This window comes from Paenibacillus solani (assembly GCF_001277345.1).
Taxonomy (GTDB): Bacteria; Bacillota; Bacilli; order Paenibacillales; family Paenibacillaceae; genus Paenibacillus_AQ; species Paenibacillus_AQ solani.
The window spans coordinates 2163885-2188993 of sequence record NZ_LIUT01000001.1 but is presented as its reverse complement, the minus strand read 5'-3'; the positions used below and the strand labels follow the sequence as shown (position 1 = coordinate 2188993).

The window sequence follows — 25109 nt, the reverse complement described above, 5'->3', positions numbered from 1 at the left end:
ATGGACGCAGCTGTACAGAGGTTTTTAGACGATGTGTGGAACGAGCTGATGATCATATACAACAAAGAGAGCGTAAGAATAAATGAGTTCATAGGCCAAAGTCCGCTTCAGGTTGGAGTAAAGGATTATCTCCAGGTAGCTTGGCGTGACGGAAAAATACATATTGATGTTGAAGAACCGCTTGATTGGATTGATAGCTCTTATACGATCGAAGCAGGTCCTTATATTGCCGAACTCACGGATGAACTGATTAGATCTGAGCTTTATCCTGCATTACACAAGCGAATGGAGGAGTTCTTTCTATCGGATAAACTGGGACCTCGTTTCTTTGATTACCGATTCCAGATCGTACTTTCCTTTGAAATGGAAGACGAGGACATAAAGATTTGCGATCAGCTCGTAAATAATGAGAAGCTGAACCAACTCCGCCAATCAATAGAGAAGTTTATATCATCCGACATCATGCCTGATCTTCCAGTATTGCCGAGTGTGAGTGACCAGTTTTTCTTTTCTCGTCATTTGATGAACCCTGATCTTATGAAGCAGGAAGAAGAAGTGGTTGACCCCTTAATCCGGCATTTATCCGACAAGCTCAGAAGTAACAGGGAACGCTTGAATGAATGGATTGGTCAGTATACTTCAGCTATGGATGATTGGATACAGAATGTTTATCTTCCTCGCTATTTTATGCGTGCAGACAGCTATGATATGGACTGGACACCCAAAGAGGGTATGTCTCTTATGAATCCGAATGAAGATCAACTTTCATTTTTTGTCTATGCTGCTCTGCAAATAGGAAAGTCGAAACCGGATACTCGGGAGCGCTATTTGAAATTAGCAGTCCAGCTTGGTTCAAAACAGGCAGCAGATTATATCCGACGGGGGAGCGGTAAATTCGCTCCAGTATATAAAGGGAGCCGTGCAGAAATTCATAATAATGATATTACTCAAACCATTGAAGTGCGGATTTTGGCTGAGGAGGAAGCAGCATATGGAGAAGCGTTGGATCAAATTACGGAATTGCTGCAGAAAGGATTCCCAAAGGAATATAATCTGAAGCTGAAAAGCAAACAAAAGAACTATCTACCTCTTAAAAAAATGGCTAAATCAGGTCTTCATCAGTTTTTCGCAGTAGCCCTTACATATCCCGCCCTTTATCCTAAGTTAGCTGTGTACGCGAACACCACTATGGAACGCTATGCGTGGTACAAGGACACAGAACCGAGTGAAAAGTCAGTTATGCCTGGCACCTATGCGGTACTCGGCCTGGGACTTTATAGCAGGGAATATTTGTCACTCCTCTCTCGTTATATGGAGATGGTAGATACGGAGCACCAAATGATACAGGATAGTTATGCTGAGGTCTTTATTGATGCACACGGTGTAGAGCCGGAGCTCATGACGGTCTTGGTGGACATTCTGCTTGCAGGAAATGATGAAGCTAGACCCGTGAACAACTTCGTAATCGATCGGGTCGAGGTAGCTGAAGCACTACTTCAAGCGCTGCTGTCTAAAGAAATATATGAACGGGAACAGGTTCTATACCGCATTTTCGGAAGCCGTACAAAGCTGGGAAAAGCCGTTAAATCAGGGCAGACGGAGCTCGAACTAAGGGTTATTTTTTCGAAACTGCTGGCTCTTGTAAGTTGATTGAGTCTATAGTGAGAGAGGAGTAAGTAAGTGTCAATATTACTAAAAACCTCATTTGTTTATTTTGGTGTTGAGGACGAGACGTTGTTAATTGGATTTGCAGATGAGGAATTTGAGACCCATGAATATGTGTTATTTCAAAAGTCCTTATATAATGAAGACATACCTATGCTGAATAAGGTTCATATAACTCTTAATAGTGAAAATAGGTCTGAGTATGGTGGGATATTAAGGATAACACTTAGTCAAAAGTTAATTTCCATCTATTTATCTGAAGAGACGGCAAGATCACTTGGCGTAGATGATTCTATAAACATTGAATATGATATAGATGAAGAAAGGTATAACGCCTTAATAAGTCATTTTAATAAGCTTAATGTAGATCAAGAGATAGAAATTACTTCCGTACCATATTCATAAAAAACCTTAAAAGTATTCATTCATTATGAGTATTTATGGTAGATATGCTAGTTATAGACCCGCAAAGTGGCCAAGAACACGAGAATTCAACTCATTTGATGACTGGGTAAATGAAGTTATGTTAGTAGATCATAAAGAATATGAAGAATAGTTTAAAAAAGAAAGGATGACGGAAGTGCCAAATGATAACCAAGCCCGCACCTCTGCTTCTATTAAAGAAAATGGCTCTTATCCCATTGACTTGACGGGTCCTCACAGTCACACTCTTGTCATTCGGCCCGGTGTGGGCAGCCTATCGATCGGACCGTCGCACTTTGGGAAAAAGGTGGACCTACACGTCTCGCCTGATGCGAGCATTGATTGGAGTGTATTCGAGGACTTTGCTACGCCAGCGGGCTCGCCCTGGCCGAGATTTTTGTACTATTCGGGCAGTGACACAGGCTTCATAGATTGGGCGAAGACACGTCCAATTGAAGAGATGACGTGGGCTCCGGCCCTGACTGCCGATACGCTGGTGGATGCTACCCAGTCCATTATACATAGTTTGCATGTCGAGTTGAACCCGTCCGCTGGGCACTTAAACTTGATACTTCCGAAGGAACCTACCCGCCTGAACGTATCCGGCGATCTATTACGCTTCTCGGCCACTGGCGATATGCCGTATTCACTGACACTAGCTCCGCGTACCAGTAGGCGCAAGAATGATCCCCCTTTTACACTGCCCGAACTTGGTGAATTGCACCAGGTGACGTGCCTGACACTGCAAAATACGCCACTGGGACAGCCCATCTCACTGGATTGTCTAGATCGGTTCCCCAGTCTTGACTCACTGAGGTTATGGGGAAACTTCTGCGACTTAAACTTATTGGCTCGTCAAACCCGGTTAACGAATCTGGAGCTGCGCTTCATGCCTGATTTGGAGGACTTGCCCTCCTTGGACATATGGCCGCTGCTTGACAGATTTATCGCATACAATGTGGAAGAGACAACGGGCAAGCGCCTGAGGCAGCAACTGAAATCACGCGCCAAAACCCGCCCGTGGACCGGTCATGCATCAGTGAGCCAATTGCGAAAGCCTGAGTGGTGGATGACTGAATATGGCCGCCCATTCTCGTCTTGGCCTAAAGGTCTTGCCAAGCTCGCTAATGAAGCTTACAACGATGCACAGAATTCCCTGGCTCAGGCCCGTAGCCTTGCTGATGCCGAGGCAGCCATTACCGCTTTCACCATACGCTTCAACAATCTCAAGGGCATCGAAACCACCGAAAGAGAAGATCTTGGTGAGGCAGTGTGGCAACTCAGCCAATCCGATCACCTGATAGGTCAGCCTATAACGGAAGAGATGGCTCAATCGTGGTTCGACGAAGCTCGAGAATACTGATTAAAAGACCGTTGAGTTAACGCTGATACTAGGACATGAAACTGCTCGCAATCCGTGGATTACATACTTTGCCTATATCCCATACCATAACGAGCATCACCCATTAATAAGAACCGTCCTGCATTAAGAGGAAGAATACACTTGCTCTTCGCAGGCTTTTCTGTTAAATTTGATAGTAACAATTTGTTATTAACAAAATGATACTAAGTGGTGATTGTGTTTTTTACTCTGCAAATGAGTGGAGAAAGTCGAGGGGATGCAAAGTGAAGAAGGTTGCGGGCAGCTGGAATCTGTTCGAAATCGCGTGGTTAGTACTGTTTACCTCGATCGCTGTTGGATTCACGGTGATATCTAGGGACTCTTTATTCGGATTTACGGTTTTTATTACTGGAGTGCTATGCGTCGTGCTTGCTGCGAAGGGCAACCTGATGAGCTATGTTTTCGGCATGTATAATACCGTTGGTTATGCATATTTGGCCTATATTAACGGTTTGTTTGGAGAGGTCATGCTGAATTTGCTATTCTTCGTTCCTATGAATGTTATTGGCTTTTACATGTGGAAAAATAACCGCCAAGAAGACGGTAAGCTGACCATGCGCCAGATGGATCTAAGAAGACTGTTCCTAGTTGGGATGGTCTGTGTAATAGGATGTTTGCTGCTGGGATTTGGGCTTTCGTTCATTCCGGGACAGAACTCGCCTTACATTGATGCCACTACTACCGTACTATCCATTGTGGCGACTTTCTTAATGGTACGAAGATTCAAGGAACAATGGTTGGTCTATATTGTGTTGAATTTGTTTACGGTGCTGCTGTGGGTGATTCGGATGCTCGAGGGGAGCAGTGAAGGCTTAATGATGATCGTGATGTGGAGCGCGTACCTGGTCAACGCAGTATATGGATATTACATTTGGAATAAAGGAGCCAAGGAGGTAACGGCATGAAAACACTTGGACTAACACTTGGAAAGTTTGCTCCGCTGCACAAAGGGCATCAGTTTATGATCGAAACGGCGCTGCAAGAGGTCGATGAGTTGATCGTAGTCATATACGAGACGACGGTCACCCCGATCCCGCTTCATGTCCGGGCGAACTGGATCCGCAAGCTTTATCCGACAGTCAGGGTAATTGAAGCTTGGGACGGCCCCGATGGGTATTCGGATGACAGAGAGCATGAGATTCGGGAAGAACAGTATATACTTGGTTTGCTGAACGGCGAGCAAGTCACACATTTTTACTCGAGCGAGTTTTATGGACAGCATATGGGCCTAGCTTTGGGTGCAATAGACCGGCGGGTAGATGAAGCCCGCGTGCGGGTTCCGATCTCAGCGACGATGGTCCGTTCGGATCCATATAAGTACAGGGAGTTCATAAGTGATATCGTGTACCGGGACTTGATCACGAAAGTGGTCTTCGTTGGAGCGATGTCGACGGGAAAATCGACGATCACCGAAGCGCTGGCACAGCGGTATGGCACGACCTTCGCGAGCGAATACGGTCGCGATTATTGGACCGAGCATCAGGTGGACCGCAGAATCGGCCTCGAAGCATTCGATGAAATCGCGGTAGGTCATATTGAGCGTGAAGAGCAAGCAATGCTTGCGGCGAAGCGGTATCTGTTCGTCGATACCAATGCGATTACAACGTATATGTTCGCCTTGGATTACCACGGCCGGGTTCCTGATTTATTAACCCGAATCGCTCTGGAGAACGCGCAGCGCTACGATCTGTTCTTCCTGTGCGATGATGATATTCCATACGACGATACGTGGGACCGCAGTGGGGATCAGAAGCGGCATGTTTTTCATAAGCAGATTATTGCGGATCTAAAGACACGGCGAATTCCCTACATTACATTGCGGGGAAGCCTGGAAGAGCGCATGCGAAAGGTAGATGAAGTATTAGCCAAGTTCGAGCCTTACGGAAACTACTTTGGAGAGCTGAACGGTTAATTCAAAATCAAGGGGGCAACTCACGTGGATTTATTGGATAAGGATGGACTTACGGAACGCGAATTTTTGGAGCAGTACCGTGTAGGTGATTACGAGCGACCTTCGGTGGCGACAGATATGGTGATCTTCACCGTGACGAAAGCAGAGGCAGACAGCTACCGCAGACTGCCGGAGAAAGAGATCCGGGTCCTGCTCATTCGCCGGGGAGGTCATCCCTTCCTCGGCAAATGGGCGCTGCCTGGCGGATTTGTTCTGCCGACCGAAACGACGGATCAGGCCGCGGCTAGGGAACTGCGTGAGGAAACCGGCGTGGAGGATGTCTATCTGGAGCAATTATATACGTTCAGTGATATCGGGCGCGACCCCCGAACCTGGGTGATAAGCTGTAGCTATATGGCTTTGATCAACAGCGATAAGTTGGAGCTTAAGTCAGGAGACGATGCGGCTGACGCCGCCTGGTTCAAGGTATCCTATCGGCTTCTGCGGGAGCAGAAAGAGCTGTTTGAGGACGGATACGTCAAGACGCTGGAGTACGAGCTGAAGCTAAGCAGTGAAACAGAAGAACTTTCGGCAGTCGTCGCGAGGAAGATGACAGCGAAGACAACATCAGCTAGCACGGAGTACGAGATTGTTTCCAATGAAGGATTAGCGTTTGACCATGCGAAGATCATAGCATGCGCTATCGAGCGGCTGCGGGGAAAAGTGAATTATACCGATATTGCGCTGCACTTGATGCCAAAGCTTTTTTCCTTGACGGAACTGCAGCAGGTTTATGAGGTCATTATGGATAAAGAGCTGTTAAAGGCAGCTTTCCGTCGCAAAGTTTCTGAGCTCGTGACGGAAACCGATCATTACACCGAGAATGCGGGACATCGGCCATCCCGTTTGTATCGGAGAAATTTGGAGGATACACAATGATTTACAGTCTTGATGAGTTAAGAAAAGCGTATAACGAGGGAGAAACGTTCAAATTCGTATTCTTTTGGGGCCATACGCCGCCTAAAGACGGAAGCATCGACAAAAGCTGCTTCAGCCAATGGTGGATATGCCCTTTTACAGTAGAGGGAACGGAGTACTCCTGCGCCGAGCAGTTTATGATGGCTGAGAAGGCTAGGCTGTTCGATGATGACGAAATGCTAAAGTCGGTTCTTAAAGCGAAGCATCCTAAGGAGATGAAAGCTTATGGGCGTGCGGTACGAAATTTTGATAATGATATTTGGGACAAAGAATGTTACGGTATCGTCAAAAGAGCCAGCTTAGCCAAATTTTCGCAGAATCCGAAGCTGGGCGAATATCTCAAGTCGACGAAGAAGCGCATCCTTGTCGAAGCCAGCCCGCAGGACCGGGATATGGGGAATCGGCTTGACCCAGTCCAATCAGGACGTGGAGAATCCCATGAAATGGCGGGGGAGAAATCTGCTGGGGTTTGCGTTGACTGAAGCGCGGGACGAGCTACTGCGGAGTTAGTTTTTTTAAGGATAATCCAGCTCACAGGAACGATCAGAGGTGTTTAATAAAAAATAAATCCGGCATGTGATAAGTTCTCTCAGGGAGCTTATCACATGCCGGATATGATATTAATTGGACTTCTTTTTTGTTTTCGGAATCCGGACCCTGTCCTGTTACTGTATCCCTTTCATAAACCCCTGGATTTTCGAGGAGAACAAGAAGAGCACAATACTGAGCAGGATTGCCGCCCCTCCGATGACACCAAAGTATAGCATCTCTGTGGTAGGTGAATAGAATTTAACAATTTGTGCATTAATCGCTTGGGCAGCCGCATTGGATAAGAACCATAAGCTCATGGTCTGCGATGAGAAAGCAGTGGGTGCCAATTTTGTCGTAGCGGACAGTCCTACAGGGGACAGGCATAATTCCCCCAGAACAACGATGAAATAACTAAGAACGAGCCACAAAGGATTAACCAAGGCATCCTCGCCGCCCAAATAAGCCGGTAAGAGGATTACCAGGAAAGATAAACCGGCAAACAATAATCCCAAGGCGAATTTCTTCGGTATCGTAGGTTGTCGTTTGCCAAGCTTCACCCATAACCAGGCAAATACAGGAGCAAAAATGATAATAAATAAAGGATTCAAAGACTGAAACCAGGTTGGAGATATACGAATACCGGCAAAATCCAGTTGCGTCCGTTTATCCGCATAATTGGCAAGGATCGTTGACCCTTGCTCTTGAATCGCCCAGAACATAATCGCTGCAATAAATAACGGAATATATGCGATAAGTCTAGAGCGTTCAGCGCTTGTGGTTCGTGGACTGCGGAACATAACAACGAAATATATGGTTGGAATCAGAATTCCCAGAATGCCTATGATCACGATAAGCGAATTAAATGTTAACCAACCTAATGGAATGGTAATTGCTATGATAATCGCCAGAAGCAAGGATCCGGCACCGATGATACGGAACACTTTTTTTCGTTCCTCAGGTGATAGCGGACTTGCTACGTAAGTACCTGCAAGGCCGAGGTTTCGCTTCTTGGTGAAGACAAACATGATCAATCCTAGCAACATACCAACGGCTGCGAGGCCGAAGCCCAGGTGGAAATTATACTTCATGCCGATGGTTCCCACGGTGAGCGGAGCGATGAATGACCCCAGGTTGATGCCCATATAGAATATACTGAATCCTGCATCCCGGCGCTGATCTTGCTCACTATATAGTTCTCCTACCACACTAGATACATTAGGCTTGAGCAAACCTGTACCGAGCACGATCAGGACCATGGAAACAAAAAATAAAGTCAAACTGCCGGGGACGGCCAAGGTAATATGCCCGAGCATGATTAATATCCCGCCGTAGAACACAGCTTTGGACTCACCGAATATTCGATCCGCTAACCATCCACCAATAATTCCGGACATATAGACGAGTGAGCCATAGACGGACACAATGGCAAGAGCCGTGTTATCATCCAGGCCAAGTCCGCCCTTACTCACTTCGTAATACATATAATAAAGAAGGATTGCTTTCATTCCATAGTAGGAAAATCGTTCCCAAAACTCGGTGAAGAATAGCGTAAACAACCCTTTGGGATGTCCAAAAAAACCCTGTTGCGGAACGCTCTCAACAATTTTTTGTTTGTTTAAATCTGACATGCTGTTAACTTCCTCCTTGGTGCAAACAATGTTCTGCTAAAAGCATTATTCCTTAGTAATGTAATCAATTATAAGTAATTTCAAACTTTTCATACCTTTATAAGACTCGAGGGCGGATAAAAAGTATATCACAAATAACAATCTTTACTATTACAATGGTTCCTGCTTGTTCTTTTCCAAGCTTAAAGGGGCTGCTTTAGTATAAGTATTGAATAATTGGAGGAGTTGTCTTGATTAAGGGCATTGCGATTTATGATACGGAGAATATTAACGCGCACGAGGCTTTGGACATTGGATTATCGTTTTTTGATGCCATAGGCGTTTGCGTGAACGCCGCTACGTATTACAAGTTTCTGAGTGATGGAGATCATAATGAGGACCACGAACTGATCGATATTTCTCTCGACCGTTTAAAAGAGAATGTGTTAACCGGAGCTTGTGATGCGTTCTGGCTATACCGCGAGCGAAAGGAAATTTGTTGTTTTTTGTGATATGAACCATAAGTTTGCCAAAACGGGAAGCTTATGGTTCTTTTGTTTACGGCAAAGATATGCGTCCTTTTAACACTAAAGAGGAAATCGACAAAGTCTTGCCGTGGTCAACGGATTTACCATCTAGATGCAAGGTACCCATAAAAGCAACTCTAAAATCAACCTTTATTTTATATTTTGGAGTTAATTCACATTCAAAAAATACCTAAAATAAGTTGGTTGCAAGCTCTTTAAAGTTGTGTGCGGCTTTAGACATATATTTATTGTCTATCCAAATAAGTGCAGTATCAGATTTTATTTTAGGAACGATTTCAAAATAAGATAGCGATTCCGGTTGTAGTAGATGTATAGCTACCTTAGGTACAATTGCTATACCTACACCTAATTCTGTTAATTTCATAAGTGTAGAAACGTCCGAGCTTTCACAAATGATGTTTGGAGTAAATCCATGGGTTTTACATGTCTCAACAAATTTATGAAAGATATATATATCACCTTGACTATGTAGTATTAAAAGAGGAGAGTTTTTAAGCTCCTCTATAGTAATTACATCGCTCTCAAACTTATCCCAATCTTTTGGTTGGATAGCTACAAGTGGTTCTGAATGCATAGGATAAATGGAAAGGCTATTTATATTTTTAACATCTTGAGATTGCAATGGTAATCTTACAATACCGAGTTCAATTTTTCTACTCAACAGTAGTTCCTCTAGCCTTTGAGAGTCTTCCTCCCAGAGTTGAAAAGTAACATCAGGATACTTTTCTTTAAATTTGTTTAACAAGGGGAGAAGATAAGGTACACAAGACTTCACTGTACCAATAGATAGCTTACCTCTCAATCCTTCCTGCTCCTCTTTTACTTCTGTTATCATCCCATCAATAGAATCTAAGACTTCTTTGGCTCTTCTATAAAAAGTAGTTCCTGAACGAGTTAATTCAAACTCCTTTTTATCACGGTTAATTAAAATTACTCCTAGCTCCTCCTCCAAAGCCTTTAATTGCATACTTAGGGGTGGCTGAGCAATGTGCAAACGATTTGCTGCACGTGTAATTTGTCCTTCCTCAACAATTGTTACAAAATAAATTATTTTTTTTAAATCCATAATCTCAACCTTTCTTCCTTATGCATATATATTATATATGACACTATAATATTATATATATTTTACGTATGATTATTCGTAAATGTAAAATTAAATTAAGAGCTAGGAAGTTTTGAAACCAATTCTCCCTAACCCTAATATAAGTTTAAGGGGTGTTTAGTAATGAATAATGTAGAGAGCAAGGATCTGCAAAAAACAGATATCCAACCTTCCTTCAGCTTTGATCTTGCAAAAAGAAATCTCGCTGATATACAAGGTGTCATAGATTTTTTAAAAAAAGAGGATATGCTTGTACGGGTTAAATCTTCAGTTGATAAAAAGCATGAAGTAGCTGGAATTGCAAAGCTTTATGACGGTGGTAAGCCCGTTTTATTTGAAAACTTACACGATTCGGATACTCCTTTATTTACAGGATTATACTGGAGTCGTAAAGTATTGGCAAAAATCTTCAATGTTAATGAAAAAGATCTACCTGAATTAATATCTAAGGCTATAGAGAAGTGGCGTGAAACTCCTCTTAATCCAATAGTAGTTGATAATGGGCCAGCAAATGAAGTAATTGTACAAAACAAAAATGATTTATTAGCCGACATTCCTATTCCAACACATGGTTTAAAGGATGGGGGTCCTTATTTGACTTCCTCTGTATTAATTGCAAAAGACCCTGAAACTGGGATAAGAAACGCATCCATTCATCGTTGTATGGTGGCAGGACCAAATCGTATGACCATGCAGCTGGATTTGGGTAGACATTTACGTGAATATTATGAAAAGGTAGAAAAACTAGGAAAACCATTAGAAATAACGATAAATGTTGGCGTAGGATTACCTGTACATTTTGCAGCAACGAGCCCAAGTAACGTTGCTGTAATCGATCATGATGAATTAGGAATTGCTTCAGCACTGTTAGGGGAACCATTAAAGTTAATTCGTTCTCAAAGTGTCGATGTAGAAGGTATTGCTGATGCTCAATACGTAATAGAAGCAGAAATAATACCAAACGTAAGAGAACATGAAGGACCATTTGGAGAGGTTGCTGGCTATTATGCTTCTGCGGATGATCGCTGGGTAGTCAATGTCAAAGCTGTAACACGTCGAAAGCAACCAGTATTTCATACTATTGTAGCCGGCAAAGAAGTATTTAATGCTGTAGGACTCATGGCTGAGACTAGCATATATCAAAAAGTTTCAAGTATGATACCCGATGTCTTGGACGTTCATTTATCACATGGTGGTTGTGGATTTTATCATGCGAATATTCAGATTAAAAAAAGTAGCGAAGGTGTACAAATGAATGCCATAATGGCAACGTTCGCTGCGTTTCCTCCTTTACGTCGTGTAACTGTAGTGGATGAGGATGTAGATATTTACAATCCAGAAGATATGGAATGGGCACTTGCTACACGGCATGATCCAGATAGAGATATGATCCTTATACCAGATGCACGTGGTCACGAGCTTAATCCCATAACAGACGAAGGTTTAGGGACAAAAATTGGTATTGACGCTACAGCGCCATACCCACGAAATTGGGAGTTTGAACGTCTTGACATCCAGGATGTAGATTTGGAGAAATACGAGATTGAGGATTGATTTCGAACTGTATTGAAATACTGTGACTCACACATAATATTAAGGGAAGCGAGTATATGAGCGTAAAAAAACGAATGATTGTCGCTATAAGTGGTGCAACAGGTATTGTCTATGGAATCCGCCTTTTAGAAGTTCTTAGACGTTTAGATATTGAAACTCATCTTGTTGTTTCCCAATCAGCTAAAATGACTCTTAATTATGAAACGGACATGAATATTAAAGAATTAAGGGAACTAGCTGATGTTACCTATTCTCATAAGGATATTGGAGCAGCTATTTCGAGTGGATCTTTTCAAACTATGGGTATGATCATTGCTCCATGTTCAATTAAAACGTTATCCCAAATAGCGTATAGTATGACTGATAATTTAGTCGCTCGAGCAGCGGATGTTGTTTTAAAAGAACGAAAAAGATTAGTCCTAATGTTGCGCGAAACACCTTTATCACTATCTCATATTCGACATATGGAAGCTGTCACAGAAAATGGCGGAATTATATTCCCACCTGTTCCTGCATTTTACACAAGACCTAATACATTAGATGATATTGTTAACCAAACGGTTGGAAGAGTACTAGACCTTTTTGATATAGATACTGGTGAATTTGAACGTTGGGGCGAAGAAACTATACTAAAAAACTAGTGGACGAGCTTTGGCTTTGGGAAGTGGAGACGGCACATCTCGATCTGATCAATCAAGCTTGTGGAGAAGCAGAGCTTTTGCTGGCTTGGAAACCTAGGAAGGGATACGTGATGACCGTGAGATATACCGATTATATCCGACTGAAAACTGGTAGATACCAATCAGTAGGAATGTTTGGCGACAATATTTATGCATATGAGGTTCTAACAGGGGTAACCGACTCCCCGGAGTACCACCAAATTTCTAAAGAAGAATTCGATTCGTTTGAAACATGGACCCAGGAGTACATATCGGATCTTAAAAAATTGTATGAAATCATTAACCGCCCTGTCATCTGTAGCGGCTATTTAGGAAAAGAGATGTTAGGTACATCGCTGCTTCGTGATATTTAGGCGAATCGATAATTTATTCATCGACTTCTGCAACCAATAGACTGAAAAAACATATTTACAAATCTATAAAAGTAGATATAATATTGGTTATGGAACCTTCACTAATCTATAAAGCATTATCAAATGAAACGAGACAGCAAATTTTATTATGGCTGAAAGAGCCAGAGAATCATTTTGATGAGGAGCCTTATTTACAGCAAGGGATTAGTTTTAAAGTTGGAGTATGCGTTGGAGAAATCCAAGTGAAAACGGGACTGGCGCAGTCGGTTATTTCTAGTTATTTATTAACGATGAAAAATGCAGGATTATTAGAATCCGAACGTATTGGAAAATGGACGTATTATCGCCGCAATGAAAAGACAATAAAAGAGTTCGCCGACTATGTACAAAAGAAATTATAAATAGAGAGGAGGGACTTTTTTTGAAATAACATATCTATATATCTAGATATTAATATATTATACATAAAAAGAATGGAGTTTTCACATATGAAAAAGGTAAGCCCTTTGCTTATTATTATCCTGGCATTAGGTATATTCGGAATTATCACAACAGAAATGAGTGTTGTCGGGGTATTACCACAAATAGCACAAAAATTTACTATTTCAACTTCACAAGCGGGCTTATTAGTAAGTGTATTCGCTCTTGTAGTTGCGATCTCTGGGCCATTTCTAATCATACTAGTATCTGGGATTAACCGTAAGGTACTATTACTAACAGCAATATTCATGTTCGTTATTTCTAATATTATTTATGCTTTTACAACACAGTTTGAAGTCATGCTTATTTTTCGTATCCTTCCTGCAGCGCTTCATCCGCTTTTCTTCTCAATAGCGCTTGTAACTGCAGCTTCACTTGTCCCGCCAGAGAAAAGCGGCCAAGCCATTACGAAGGTATTCTCTGGAGTTACCGTAGGATTTGCTCTAGGTGTACCATTGACTTCTTATCTTGCAGAACAGTTTTCCTTGGAAGTTGCTTTCTTGTTTGGAGCGATGGTAAACACACTTGCTTTTATAGGGATCCTTACTTTGCTTCCGTCTATGCCCGTAAAAGAAAAATTGTCCTTTGGAAAACAGATTGGTATCTTACGTAAGCCGGGGTTATGGTTAAATATTGCAGCGGTTGTGTTTATTTTTGCAGCCATGTTTTCGGTTTATAGTTACTTTTCTGAGTACCTTGCAAGAGTAACCAACATGAATGGCTCACTCATCAGTATCATGTTACTCATATTCGGCGTCATTATGATTGCAGGTAATCATTTGTTTGGAGCCTTTTTGCAAAAAAATATCGTAAATACCGTTATATCATTTCTAATTGCATACTTATTAGCTTATTTATTGATTTACTATTTAGGGTCTTATTTCGCTCCCATGATTTTTATGGTATTTATTTGGGGAATCATTCATTCAGGTGGATTAATCGTAGGTCAGGCGTGGTTAATGAGTGAGGCAAAAGAATCCCCTGAATTCGGCAACAGTTTATTCGTTTCGTTTTCAAATCTCGGAATTACTTTAGGAACTTCTATTGGCGGCTGGTTTATTTCTCAATTAGGAATTCACCAGCTGATCTGGAGTGGCATCTTATTCACACTGCTTTCAATATTATTGATCATAATAAAAGTGAAACATTTCAAATCTAGTAGTCAACCATCTTGATGCCGGGCACTTCACCTATCTTGTTATTATCTGTATAATCAGGGTTAAAGCTCAGACAACATAAGCCCCAGCCTAGGATAAGAGCAATCTAAGGCTGGGGTTTTTTATTTGCAAGAAAGACAAAAAGAAAAAAAACTGAGCTGAAAGGTGGGTAAAAAGGTGGGAGCAGAAAAAAGAAGAAGCATGAGGGTTTTCGTGTTTTTCAGTGTTTTGTTAGTAATCATTATTACGGGATGTTTTGCATCACAAGACAGTAATCAAATTGCGAAAGAAAAGGAGCTTTTATTAGATACGGGAAGTGAAATGAAATTATCCAACCTTTCTGAGCAAAAGATCATGGATCTGGCTAAGCTCGGTAAGGTATGGGGAGTTGTGAAATATTATCATCCCAAGGTTGTATCTGGAGAAATAAATTGGGATGAGGAGCTTTTTCGGATCATGCCCTCTATTTTAGCAGAAGACTCGGATGTAAACTCCATTCTCTATAAGTGGGTTCATTCTTTAGGCAGCGAATCCATTCCTGGAAAGCTTACAACAGAATATCACTATCCCGAAGATTCCATACAGCTGAGTCCAACGACAGATTGGTGTAACGACGAGAAATATCTAGGTAAGGATTTGAGTCTTGAATTATCCAAGCTGTTGGAATCTAATATTGTAAAACGAGAACATGCATATGTTAGTTTTAAGGATGACTCACCTTATCCTTCTATGGCAAATGAAAATTTATATTATGGTATGAAATTTGATGACACAAGCTATAGACTACTTGGTTTATTCCGTTATTGGAATATTATCGAATATTATTATCCTTATAAAGATGTGATTGGAGAGGATTGGGATCATGTACTTATGGAATTTATTCCCAAATTTTTTAATGGGTCGGATTATGATTCCTATTTCATGACTATAGCAGAACTAACAACTCGAATACATGATTCTCATGTTTATTTGTTGGGCAAAAATAGAGGGGCAATAACTACCGTTGCTGATTATTTTGGAACGTATTCGCTTCCCGTAAACATTATCGAAATTAACAATCAGATTGTTATAAGTAAAGTAATAAATAATTGTGGACTTGAAGTCGGAGACATTGTATTAAAAGTTAGTGGCAAAAGTATCGATGAGGTGTTAGAAGATCGAAGAAAATACATCTCTCAGTCTCGAGAAGACACGTCCGGCTTATTCTTTTCTGCATCAGTAAGAACTCATCAGAAGAATACAGACGTTACCGTCATTCGACGGGGAAATAAGATGAACATTAGTGCAGTAGGCAGTCCACAAAACATTGTTTTCATGATTGACACAAAATCACAGGAATTGGAGAATGGAGAAATCTACTATATCAATGCCGGTCTCTTGAAAGATGGAGAGATTGATAAAATTATGAATGATTGGTGGAACACTAAAGGTTTGATTCTTGACCTAAGAAACTACCCTGCTAGCGAAATAGCCCATACGTTAGCTCAATATCTGATTCCTTCCAAAAAAGAGTTTGCCTGGATGTCATTCCCTAATCCTGTTATACCTGGTGAATTTTATTATCTGATGCCTAATGTCTCAGGGAAGCATCAAGATAATAAAGATGAAGAACTTTATAAAGGGAAACTAGTGATGTTAATCAATGAACATACGATTAGTCATGGTGAGCTTACAACCATGTCGCTCAGAAATGCAGAAAATTCAATAGTTCTTGGGCGACCAACTGCCGGAGCTGATGGTGATGCAGTTAGTTTTTATCTTCCTGGAAATATCAAAACAGGTATAAGCGGATTCGGTGTATTTGATCCAGAAAAAAAACCAACGCAAAGAGTAGGAGTGCAGCCTGATATTCGTCTTGATCCAACCATTGAAGGCCTTATGGAAGGCAGAGACGAGTATATTGAGAAAGCTGTAGAATTGATTAAACAGGGAAATTAAACTATTTCTTAACAGTTCTATATCAAAAATAGCAAACACTATAAGAGAAGATTGCATTAGATATGAAAATTTATTTGTGTGTACAAGCCCTATGTGCTTCCGAGACCTAATTATAAGGGAGGAAGGATGAGGAGTAGACGGGTTCTATTAATCAGTTTCGTGTTGGTGGGCAATCGAGATTCATGAATTTGTGCCATTGAAAGTCGCTATTTTAGCGACTTTTTTCTTTTATCGATACATTTGTTGTGCTAGCGTTGTGACAAGAAATTGAAACCATTATCGATCAGATTCTATATAAGAACTCCCGTTGTTGAGACATAAAAATGCTACTATTTCTGGACTGTTTCGAACACTGGCTACAAGATTTGTTATCGAGACACACTAGTCAAAAGAACCTTTAAAGACGTTAGCGTATTGGAACATTTAAGGTTAATATATCTCGGTTTGTAAATTTATGTTATAGTTAATTAACCGCTGATTAATTCTTCATACTATCCAGAAATGTAATTTTTGGGGTGAATTAAATGAATGAGCAGATTTCTATAGTAAGGACCGCGTTGGAGAATTATCTAAGAGATTCGAATATATCACTTTCCAATTTCGCAACGATTTCTGGGATTAATTCAGGTTCCCTGAGCCGTATAATGAATGGTACAAGACCGATGTCGATGAGAGAATTGGATAATATCACAGCAGCTATGGGGTTGCCTGAAGACTACTTTTTCAGCGCATATGTTGAAATATGTTTATATCAATCTAAAGTGACTTGGCGTAGAATAAGGCCTTTTTTATATCGCTGTGCTGACTTGGATAGGGTCGACTGCATTGAGAGGATCGTCAATAATATTCTTGAGGATCTTAACTACATCCCCATGTTGTTTGACGTTGCGGAAGATTTATTTACCCAGAAAAGATACCTGGCAGCTAGCGTCATGTACAGAGGGATTAGTGTGAGTGAGAAGTTTCAACATTCTGAGAGGTTAGCCCTTTGCCAGTACCGAATATTCTATATTTCACTGAATGAGGATTTGGACTCCAACTATAGAGCAGCAACCCTATTCGAAGATTATGTGGATCGTCTGGAGTTGATTGATCGACTCGGTGCTATTGTAGATTTGGCACATGTTTATGGTGCGTTAGGTCGTTGGAATAAGGTTGATGTGCTCGCGCAAGATTTATTTCGCAACGCTAAAATCCAGTATGAGCTCGAGAAAGAAAATAGCTACCTACGCCAAAAGAACAACCGCCCGGCTTATTTCTACATTCTTTATTCCCATCTGATGCGGGCAAATGTGTGCAAAGAACACGAACAGTTTGATCAGGCCTTATTTTATGTATCATTATATGAGGATACAGAGTGGATTGAGGAGAACACAGCTGAAGCTAATCAGATAAGCAATCAATTCAAAGAATGGGCATATGTGAATCGGCTTCTGTATCGCTTGAAGTCAGGAGAATTACAAGTATTACCTGATTACATTAACTGGGTCGCGGAAAAAGATAGAGAGATACCGTTAGCAATTCACACAATACTTACTGTCGCAAATCAATACGAGACAAATATTGATGAAGCATTGTCTCGCTTTTCGAATTATATTATATACAGAAAATTACCAAACTTCAGTGAGTCCATCCTTTTGGAACAGCACTCAAGAATATTGACCGAGTTAGGCATCTATTATCTGAGACATAAACCGGAGATGGGCATAGAAACCATACTGCAAGGATTGGAATTTTCCGTGAATTGTAATAACGACAAAAACATAATCAGGTGCATGACTATTTTTGAGCAAAATAGAGGATTGTCTACTTCAGATGAAGAAAACAAATACAAATACTTAGTAAACGAGGTGAAAAATCTCCATGAAAAAAATAACCGCTACTCTTCTTATAGTGTGTTGTCTTAATCTTATATTTCTACAAATAGAAGGACCAATAGTAGTAACTAATCCAAAACCTGGTTCCGGAATAACGACATTAAGCCATGGATGGGGAGAAGGCGGTACCTAGAGATCAAACCTTCTATATAAAAGCTTTAAATGAACCATTTCAATTGAAGGGAAATGGTTCATTGCTTTCTAAGAATCATCGCGAAGCTAAAGAACCAATTGATCCGACACGTGCACCGAAAACTTACCCATCCAGCAGTTAAGTGTAGAATGAGATAGACAAATATTATTGATACAGGGTTATCACCTTTATGAATACCATCTGAATAACCAGAATTAAAGCTCAGACAACATACGCCCTAGCCTAGGATAAGTAATATATCTAAGGCTGGGGCTTTTTATTTGCAAGAAAGAAAATGTATAAATTATTGAGCTGAAAGGTGGGGAAAATGGTGGGAGAAGAAACAAGGAGAAGTTGGAAGTCCCTTGTACTTTTCACTGTATTGTTTATTTTCATTTTCGCAGGATGTTCTACATCACAAGAGAGCAATCAACTCGAGAGAGAGAAGGATCGCAAATTTGATACAGGAAGTGGAGTGAAATTCTCCAGCCTTTCTGAGCAAAAGATCGAGGACCTGGCTAAGCCCAGTAAGGTATGGGGAGTGGTGAAATATTATCATCCCAAGGTTGTATCTGGAGAAATAAATTGGGATGATGAGCTTTTTCGGATTATACCATCTATTTTAGCAGAAGACTCGGATGTTAACTCCATTCTCTATGGGTGGGTTCATTCATTAGGTAGCGAATCTATTCCTGGAGAGCTTGCAACAGAATATCAATTTTCTGAAGATTCCATACAGCTTAGTCCATCCACAGATTGTTGCAAAGATGAGAAATATCTCGGAACAGAACTGAGTCTTGAATTGTCCAAGCTATTGGATTCTAATATATCAAAACGTGAACATGCATATGTTCGTTTTGTGGATAAAGAAAACCCATACTCGAATATGATTTTCGATGATACAGGCTACAGGTTGATGAGTTTATTCCGCTATTGGAACATTATTGAATATTACTATCCCTATAAAGATGTCATCGGTGAGGATTGGGAGCAAGTACTTCTCGTTTTCATCCCCAAAATGATTGATGGGTCGGATTATGATTCTTATTTCATGACCTTAGTGGAACTGACAACTAAAATACATGATTGACATGCTATTTTGGTGGGCAAAAATAGAGAGGTAATTACTGATTACTACGGTACATATCGGCTGCCCGTAAACTTTATTGAGATTAATGATCAAATTGTTATAAGTAAAGTGATTCGCAAATGTGGACTTGAAGTCGGAGACATTATATTAACTGTAGGCGACAAAAGTATCGATGAATTATTAGACGATAGAAGGAAATATATTTCACAGTCGCGAGAAGATACAGCCAGTTTGTTTTTTCTGGATCTATTCCGAATAGAGCAGAAGAATACGGACGTTACCGTCGTTCGGCGCGGTAATACGATGAATATTAGTTCAGTAGGCAGTCAAGAAGATATTAGTTTCATGATTGACACAAAATCACAGGAATTGGAGAATGGAGAAATCTACTATATCAATGCCGGTCTCTTGAAATATGGAGAGATTGATAAAATCATGAAGAAGTGGTGGAACACGAAAGGTCTTATTGTAGACCTAAGAAACTACCCATCTAGCTCACTTACTTATGAATTAGCCAAATATCTCATTCCATCAGAAAAAATATTTGCCACAGCATCAGCCCCCAATCGTGCAATCCCCGGTGAATTTTATTATATTGAACCCATGATCTCAGGGAAACCTCAAGAAACAAATGATGAGGTTTATAAAGGAAAAGTAGTGATCTTAATCAATGAACATACCGCGAGTCAAGGGGAGTTTGCAACAATGTCCCTTAGAAATGCTGATAATTCCATAGTTCTCGGAAGGCCGTCAGCCGGGCCGGATGGTGATATCCGTATCTTCATGCTTCCAGGAAAAATAAAAACCGCTATCAGCGGATTCGGTGTATTTGATCCAGAAAAAAAACCAACGCAAAGAGTAGGCTTGCAGCCAGATATTCGCCTTGATCCAACCATTGAAGGCCTTATGGAAGGCAGAGACGAGTACATTGAAAGAGCTGTTGAATTGATTATAGATGGGATATGACAAAATATTAGGTTAGAAAAAATGACGAAAGAAGAGTGGATCCATGATCATTAACAGTTTTTCACCTTTTATAGGCCAACACTGTGAGACTACGGCTACCGGAACCTTGCTAAAAAGTTTAGGAATTGAAATGTCTGAGGCCATGTTGTTCGGAGTTGGTGAAGGACTAGGCTATATCTATTGGGACATGAAAAGTATGGACTTTCCGTTTATCGGGGGAAGAGTGAAACCAGATCTGCTTACCCAAAAGATTGTCAGTAACTTAAATTTACAGATGGATGTTAAGGAGACTTCCTCCTGTAAGAAGGCATGGGAAAATGTTAAGCAGAACATCGATAAAGGAATTATTGTAGGTTTGAAGCTTGACAGTTATCATCTTGATTATTTCACAAACAAGGTACATTTTGCAGGTCATTATGTGGCCATGTATGGATATGACGATTGCTATGCCTACTTAGTAGATACAAAACAACAGGGCGGTATGGTAAAAACGAGTCTTCGTAATTTAGCACTGGCGAGAAACGAAAAAGGTCCGATGTCCTCAAAAAATCTATCTTACACAATTAAGAAAGAAGGGGATGTTTCAAATTTAAGGGATGTCATTATTAAAGCAATCAAAGGTAATGCCATCGATTATCTAAATCCTCCTATAAAAAACTTGGGCTATAAAGGCATTAAGAAAACAAGTGTAGAGATTAAAAATTGGTTTGAGCGAAGTGAAAAAATCGAAGATGATTTAGTCCTTACAGCGACTCTAATGGAGCGTGGGGGAACCGGAGGTTCTCTCTTTAGAAATATGTACAGAGATTTCTTAAAAGAGTGTTTGATTATGCTTGAACATGCTCCTCTACAAAATGCCTATAATCTCTTTACCAAAATTGCTCCGATGTGGGAGGAAGTATCTAATCTTATCAGAAATGCGGGCGAAACTCATGAAATACGATTCTTAAATCAGGCTTCAGATCTTCTTATGGAGTTATCTAGCAAAGAATATGAAGCAATGAGCCAACTATCAAAGATCTGATGACAATAACCAGGACCCCCACGGTCTCTGGTTTTTTTATGTGTATATAAGCTCGTTTTTGATACCACCACACAAATAATTTTACTTTTTTGGTTAACTATACTACATAAGGAGCGTAACATCGACCGCATGAATGACCTGTTAGGATGTCATTTCGAGAGTGGCAATATTCCTTTTGCATAAATCATCATATTTCCTTGAGGGGGACATCTGTTTTGGATGCACAATTTCTAGATTTATTGGCCCAGCAATATGATACGGAAGAAAAAGTCGTAACAGAGATCATCAACCTTGAAGCGATTTGTAATCTTCCTAAGGGTACTGAGCATTTTGTCAGTGATTTGCATGGGGAATTCCAGGCTTTTCAGCATGTATTAAGAAACGGATCGGGTATGGTTAAAGAAAAAATCAAAGATTTGTTCCGTGAGGATTGGACGGATAAAGAAATCAATGAATTTGCGGCGTTAGTTTATTATCCAGAAGAAAAAATACAGCTGGTTAAAGGTGACCTGTGCAATAAACAAGCTTTGAACCGATGGTATAGACAAACGATTGAACACCTGCTTAAGCTCATTATTTATGCCTCTTCCAAGTATACACGTTCGAAGCTGCGTAAAGCTCTTCCGGAGCGGTTTGTATATATTGTAGAAGAGCTACTTTACAAAACCGATTCGACCAACAATAAGGATCCGTATTATGAGGAAATATACCGGCAAGTTATCTCCTTGGGCCAGGCAGACAAGCTCATTATTGGCCTTGCTTATACGACCCAGCGCCTGGTGGTTGATCATCTTCATGTGGTCGGAGATATCTATGACCGCGGGCCGGACCCCGATAAAATTATGGACACGCTGATCAACTACCATTCTGTAGACATTCAGTGGGGGAACCATGATGTCCTGTGGATAGGTGCCTATGCGGGATCCCTAGTCTGCCTTGCAAATATTATCCGGATCTGCGCCAGATACGACAATCTGGACATCATTGAAGATGTTTACGGGATCAATCTTCGCCCATTGCTAAACTTGGCGGAGAAATACTATGATGACAATCCGGCCTTCAGACCGAAACTGCAAGCTGGACATAACGTATCGGAGCAGGAAATCCTGCAGATTACCAAAATTCATCAAGCCATTGCCATGATCCAGTTTAAGCTTGAAATCCCGATCGTCAAGAGACGCCCATACTTTAATATGTCTGACAGGCTTATGCTGGAGCAGATCGATTACGGCAAAAATGAGATCAAGATCCGCGGAAAAACTTACCCACTGGAAAACACCTGTTTCAGAGCTGTAAATCCACAGCAGCCTGAACAATTGCTGGAGGAAGAACAGCAGGTGATGGAAAAGCTGCTGTTCTCCGTTCAGCATTCCGAAAAGCTGGCGAGACATATGAATTTCCTTATGAAAAAGGGCAGCTTTTATTTAAAATACAACGGGAATTTGTTAATCCATGGTTGTATTCCTTTGGATGAAAAAGGAAACATGGAAGAAATGCAAATTGAAGACAAGACGTATTCGGGACGTCGCCTTATCGATGTTTTTGAATATTATTTGCGTTACGCCTTTGCACATCCGGAAGAGACGTATGATTTGGCTACGGATATGGTATGGTACATCTGGACAGGAGAATGTTCCTCGCTCTTTGGAAAGAGAGAAATGACCACATTTGAACGATACTTTATCCAAGATAAAGAAACCCATAAGGAAAGAAAGAACCCTTACTACCATTTGCGTGAAAATGAGGAAATCTGCCGGAAAATCCTGATGGAGTTTGGTTTGAATCCGGATCAAGGACATATCATTAACGGCCACACGCCAGTTAGAGAAATCCGTGGAGAGAATCCCGTTAAAGCAAACGGGAAAATGGTCGTCATTGACGGCGGTTTTTCCAAAGCCTATCAATCCACAACGGGAATCGCCGGATATACCTTGTTGTATAATTCCTTTGGCATGCAGCTCGTCGCCCATCAGAAATTTAATTCAAAAGAAGACGTGTTATGTAACGGAACGGACGTATTGTCTGTAAAAAGACTGGTGGACAAAGAACTGGAGCGGAAGCTGGTGAGGGAAACCAATGTCGGGAAGAAGCTGCTGCATAAAATCTCTAATTTGATGAATCTTCTGGAATATCGCAACATGGTTTGAACTTGTATAGGAAATCCCCATGAGAGATGATAAACTCAAATACGGCACAACATACATATCATCTCAACTAACAGGGGGAAAACGAAGGATGATTCAGAACATTCGCAACAAAACATGGTTGTGCACTTTTCTGCTGACAATTATTTTGGCAGGAGTTTGCATATTCGTGTCAGCAGATTTTGCACAAGCACAAGGAAAGAGCATGCCTGTAGAAAAATTAAAAAAGATAAGCCGATTGTCTTTTATTCTACGGGATGCGTATCAGAACTCTTACACGGTTTATATTTTCGCTCAAGATGAAAAATCATCAACCTTGACCGAAAAGGACAATTGGACCGGAAATAAGCCGGGGGACAAGCATTACACAGGTACATATAAAGCAGCACTCGTCAAAAAAGGAGCGTCGTATGGTACGATACAATCCGTGAACCTTGACCTGCATTCGGTTACGATGCCTCAGAAATGGCATTATACCGTTCAAAGCAAAGAAAAGGGGACACCGGATATTCTGATGATCACGGAATGGGGAACATCCAATTTTAATCTGGCTAAACCCTTTATTATTCGTTCGGGATCGCTGATGCCCGTGAAGTTCGTCAATCACAATGGCAAAAAAATGGATGACTACTATCCTGCAGGACGGGGAGACGGTGTGCGCATGCTGTCAGATGCGCGGGTACAGTTCAAGTTTTACAATAACGCTGTTACCAAGTATGCCGTAAATACATTCAAACTTAACGTGAACAAGCTGGAACTGCGTTTGGCGGACACACGGTACATGGATTATAATCATCCCTCCTGGCCTAACTCGGGAATGGGTGACCGTGCTTATCTTGAAAGCCTGAAGGCTGCTGCAAAGAAAGGGACTCTTCCCGACCAGCCAGGGATCAAGCTTGGCATGACTCATAAATCGCTTCAAAGTACGCTTAAAAAAGCCAAGCTGCGGGAGAACGGTGAATGGGGTGCCTTCTATGTTTATCCAAACTATGCGATTGGCTTCGATTACTATCTCCATGAGCTGGATTCCAATGCAAGAGTTATGGTATTCAACCTTTTTGCTGAAAAACGAAATTTGTATCCGTCTACAGTAAAATTGTGGCTTGGAAAACCAAATGATGAGTATCTCAATGAAGCCGATGGCGTGTATGATATGATCTACAACTTCGGTTCAGGCAAACTGTCATTTCATTATGAGGAAGAGGATGGACAAATCTTCTTGGCCACGATTTATAGATAACTAGTTAATTACGTATAATTAGGTTAGCCAGAAACNCTTAAAAACAAAATCATCAGTATTCCATATCCCCTCGGGTTATCAAGACTGAGGGGATATTTTTCTTAATTAAGCTGCTCGTCGATATTCGTTAGGGGATAAGCCGTTTAGTCGTTCGGTGTATCGAAAATTATTGTAATAATGGATATAAATTCTTACACTACGAAGGAGACTGTCGTACGTATCGTACTTCTCCAGATAAAAGCTTTCTCTGCTTTAAAGGTACCCCAGAATCGTTCAATGGGTTGGTTGTCCAAACACCGGCTTACACGAGACATACTTTTTGT

The 25109-nt window shown here is 41.0% G+C and carries 21 protein-coding genes and 2 pseudogenes; 20 read left to right on the top strand and 3 right to left on the bottom strand.

The genetic code is table 11. The annotated features are described in order from the left end of the window. The 7 genes and pseudogenes from AM231_RS09800 (at window position 1) to AM231_RS09770 (ending at window position 6869) form a co-directional block, all read left to right on the top strand. Entirely contained in the window at window positions 1–1650 is a 1650-nt protein-coding gene (locus tag AM231_RS09800) for a DUF6138 family protein (RefSeq protein ID WP_054402447.1), read from the top strand. A gap of 30 nt (window positions 1651–1680) precedes the next feature. Beyond that, on the top strand, window positions 1681–2070 hold the full coding sequence (locus tag AM231_RS09795; RefSeq protein WP_054402446.1) for an Imm10 family immunity protein: 390 nt from the start codon (window positions 1681–1683) through the stop codon (window positions 2068–2070). Window positions 2071–2236: 166 nt separating this feature from the next. Then, a complete protein-coding gene (locus AM231_RS09790; protein WP_054402445.1) occupies window positions 2237–3451 on the top strand; it encodes a hypothetical protein in 1215 nt (404 codons plus the stop codon). A gap of 263 nt (window positions 3452–3714) precedes the next feature. Then, the gene (gene pnuC, locus AM231_RS09785; RefSeq protein ID WP_053493285.1) at window positions 3715–4395 is read left to right on the top strand and encodes a nicotinamide riboside transporter PnuC; all 681 of its coding nucleotides are present in this window, start codon (window positions 3715–3717) and stop codon (window positions 4393–4395) included. After that, window positions 4392–5402 carry an AAA family ATPase gene (locus tag AM231_RS09780; protein ID WP_054402444.1) on the top strand — a complete coding sequence of 337 codons (1011 nt, stop codon included), beginning with the start codon at window positions 4392–4394 and terminating at the stop codon, window positions 5400–5402. The genes pnuC and AM231_RS09780 overlap by 4 nt, the downstream gene beginning before the upstream one ends. A 24-nt stretch (window positions 5403–5426) precedes the next feature. Next, window positions 5427–6320 carry an NUDIX hydrolase gene (locus AM231_RS09775; RefSeq protein ID WP_054402443.1) on the top strand — a complete coding sequence of 298 codons (894 nt, stop codon included), beginning with the start codon at window positions 5427–5429 and terminating at the stop codon, window positions 6318–6320. Continuing rightward, window positions 6317–6869, top strand: a pseudogene (locus AM231_RS09770) (NADAR family protein). The gene AM231_RS09775 and the pseudogene AM231_RS09770 overlap by 4 nt, the downstream one beginning before the upstream one ends. A 155-nt stretch (window positions 6870–7024) precedes the next feature. Here the strand turns inward: AM231_RS09770 and AM231_RS09765 are convergent. Continuing rightward, window positions 7025–8518: a peptide MFS transporter gene (locus AM231_RS09765; RefSeq protein WP_054402442.1), complete on the bottom strand. Its 1494-nt coding sequence runs from the start codon at window positions 8516–8518 to the stop codon at window positions 7025–7027. Between the two features lie 230 nt (window positions 8519–8748). Here AM231_RS09765 and AM231_RS09760 point away from each other — a divergent pair, with 230 nt between their 5' ends. Further along, window positions 8749–9009, top strand: a complete 261-nt coding sequence (locus AM231_RS09760; RefSeq protein ID WP_054402441.1) for a hypothetical protein — start codon at window positions 8749–8751, stop codon at window positions 9007–9009. A gap of 205 nt (window positions 9010–9214) precedes the next feature. Here AM231_RS09760 and AM231_RS09755 read toward each other — a convergent pair whose 3' ends face one another. Next, window positions 9215–10111 (bottom strand): LysR family transcriptional regulator, encoded by an 897-nt coding sequence (locus AM231_RS09755; RefSeq protein ID WP_054402440.1) that lies wholly within the window; start codon window positions 10109–10111, stop codon window positions 9215–9217. A 162-nt stretch (window positions 10112–10273) separates the two neighbouring features. On the opposite strand from AM231_RS09755, the gene AM231_RS09750 reads away from it, so the two are divergent. The 12 genes from AM231_RS09750 (at window position 10274) to AM231_RS09695 (ending at window position 24786) form a co-directional block, all read left to right on the top strand. Further along, window positions 10274–11704 (top strand): UbiD family decarboxylase, encoded by a 1431-nt coding sequence (locus AM231_RS09750; RefSeq protein ID WP_082341587.1) that lies wholly within the window; start codon window positions 10274–10276, stop codon window positions 11702–11704. Between the two features lie 56 nt (window positions 11705–11760). Further along, the gene (locus AM231_RS09745; RefSeq protein ID WP_054402439.1) at window positions 11761–12345 is read left to right on the top strand and encodes a UbiX family flavin prenyltransferase; all 585 of its coding nucleotides are present in this window, start codon (window positions 11761–11763) and stop codon (window positions 12343–12345) included. Beyond that, window positions 12345–12737 (top strand): hypothetical protein, encoded by a 393-nt coding sequence (locus AM231_RS09740; RefSeq protein ID WP_054402438.1) that lies wholly within the window; start codon window positions 12345–12347, stop codon window positions 12735–12737. Before AM231_RS09745 ends, AM231_RS09740 begins: the two co-directional genes overlap by 1 nt. Before the next feature lie 89 nt (window positions 12738–12826). Beyond that, window positions 12827–13138: an ArsR/SmtB family transcription factor gene (locus AM231_RS09735; RefSeq protein ID WP_054403600.1), complete on the top strand. Its 312-nt coding sequence runs from the start codon at window positions 12827–12829 to the stop codon at window positions 13136–13138. Window positions 13139–13225: 87 nt separating this feature from the next. Then, window positions 13226–14392: an MFS transporter gene (locus tag AM231_RS09730; RefSeq protein ID WP_054402437.1), complete on the top strand. Its 1167-nt coding sequence runs from the start codon at window positions 13226–13228 to the stop codon at window positions 14390–14392. A gap of 159 nt (window positions 14393–14551) precedes the next feature. Next, on the top strand, window positions 14552–16312 hold the full coding sequence (locus AM231_RS09725; protein ID WP_054402436.1) for a S41 family peptidase: 1761 nt from the start codon (window positions 14552–14554) through the stop codon (window positions 16310–16312). 524 nt (window positions 16313–16836) lie between these two features. After that, the gene (locus AM231_RS09720) at window positions 16837–18219 is read left to right on the top strand and encodes a helix-turn-helix domain-containing protein (RefSeq protein ID WP_054402435.1); all 1383 of its coding nucleotides are present in this window, start codon (window positions 16837–16839) and stop codon (window positions 18217–18219) included. A 431-nt stretch (window positions 18220–18650) separates the two neighbouring features. Continuing rightward, window positions 18651–19412: a hypothetical protein gene (locus AM231_RS29910; protein ID WP_054402434.1), complete on the top strand. Its 762-nt coding sequence runs from the start codon at window positions 18651–18653 to the stop codon at window positions 19410–19412. Window positions 19413–19424: 12 nt separating this feature from the next. Further along, entirely contained in the window at window positions 19425–20378 is a 954-nt protein-coding gene (locus AM231_RS29905; protein ID WP_242615193.1) for a S41 family peptidase, read from the top strand. Between the two features lie 43 nt (window positions 20379–20421). Further along, window positions 20422–21402, top strand: coding sequence for a BtrH N-terminal domain-containing protein (locus AM231_RS09705; RefSeq protein ID WP_054402432.1), 981 nt, complete (start codon window positions 20422–20424; stop codon window positions 21400–21402). A gap of 215 nt (window positions 21403–21617) precedes the next feature. Further along, window positions 21618–23549, top strand: a complete 1932-nt coding sequence (locus AM231_RS09700) for a fructose-bisphosphatase class III (protein WP_054402431.1) — start codon at window positions 21618–21620, stop codon at window positions 23547–23549. A gap of 88 nt (window positions 23550–23637) precedes the next feature. After that, window positions 23638–24786 (top strand): hypothetical protein, encoded by a 1149-nt coding sequence (locus AM231_RS09695; protein ID WP_054402430.1) that lies wholly within the window; start codon window positions 23638–23640, stop codon window positions 24784–24786. Window positions 24787–24891: 105 nt separating this feature from the next. Here the strand turns inward: AM231_RS09695 and AM231_RS30435 are convergent. Then, a pseudogene (locus AM231_RS30435) lies at window positions 24892–25023 on the bottom strand (IS3 family transposase); the annotation flags it as partial. Window positions 25024–25109: the final 86 nt, after the last annotated feature.

Bases quoted from the DNA above. Each gene is read 5' to 3' on its own strand.
- AM231_RS09765 (WP_054402442.1), bottom strand. From the start codon at position 8,518: ATGTCAGATTTAAACAAACAAAAAATTGTTGAGAGCGTTCCGCAACAG.
- AM231_RS09695 (WP_054402430.1), top strand. From the start codon at position 23,638: ATGATTCAGAACATTCGCAACAAAACATGGTTGTGCACTTTTCTGCTG.
- AM231_RS09750 (WP_082341587.1), top strand. From the start codon at position 10,274: ATGAATAATGTAGAGAGCAAGGATCTGCAAAAAACAGATATCCAACCT.
- AM231_RS29910 (WP_054402434.1), top strand. From the start codon at position 18,651: ATGGTGGGAGAAGAAACAAGGAGAAGTTGGAAGTCCCTTGTACTTTTC.
- AM231_RS09730 (WP_054402437.1), top strand. From the start codon at position 13,226: ATGAAAAAGGTAAGCCCTTTGCTTATTATTATCCTGGCATTAGGTATA.
- AM231_RS09735 (WP_054403600.1), top strand. From the start codon at position 12,827: ATGGAACCTTCACTAATCTATAAAGCATTATCAAATGAAACGAGACAG.
- AM231_RS09745 (WP_054402439.1), top strand. From the start codon at position 11,761: ATGAGCGTAAAAAAACGAATGATTGTCGCTATAAGTGGTGCAACAGGT.
- AM231_RS09720 (WP_054402435.1), top strand. From the start codon at position 16,837: ATGAATGAGCAGATTTCTATAGTAAGGACCGCGTTGGAGAATTATCTA.
- AM231_RS09755 (WP_054402440.1), bottom strand. From the start codon at position 10,111: ATGGATTTAAAAAAAATAATTTATTTTGTAACAATTGTTGAGGAAGGA.
- AM231_RS09705 (WP_054402432.1), top strand. From the start codon at position 20,422: ATGATCATTAACAGTTTTTCACCTTTTATAGGCCAACACTGTGAGACT.
- AM231_RS09780 (WP_054402444.1), top strand. From the start codon at position 4,392: ATGAAAACACTTGGACTAACACTTGGAAAGTTTGCTCCGCTGCACAAA.
- AM231_RS09800 (WP_054402447.1), top strand. From the start codon at position 1: ATGGACGCAGCTGTACAGAGGTTTTTAGACGATGTGTGGAACGAGCTG.
- AM231_RS09790 (WP_054402445.1), top strand. From the start codon at position 2,237: ATGACGGAAGTGCCAAATGATAACCAAGCCCGCACCTCTGCTTCTATT.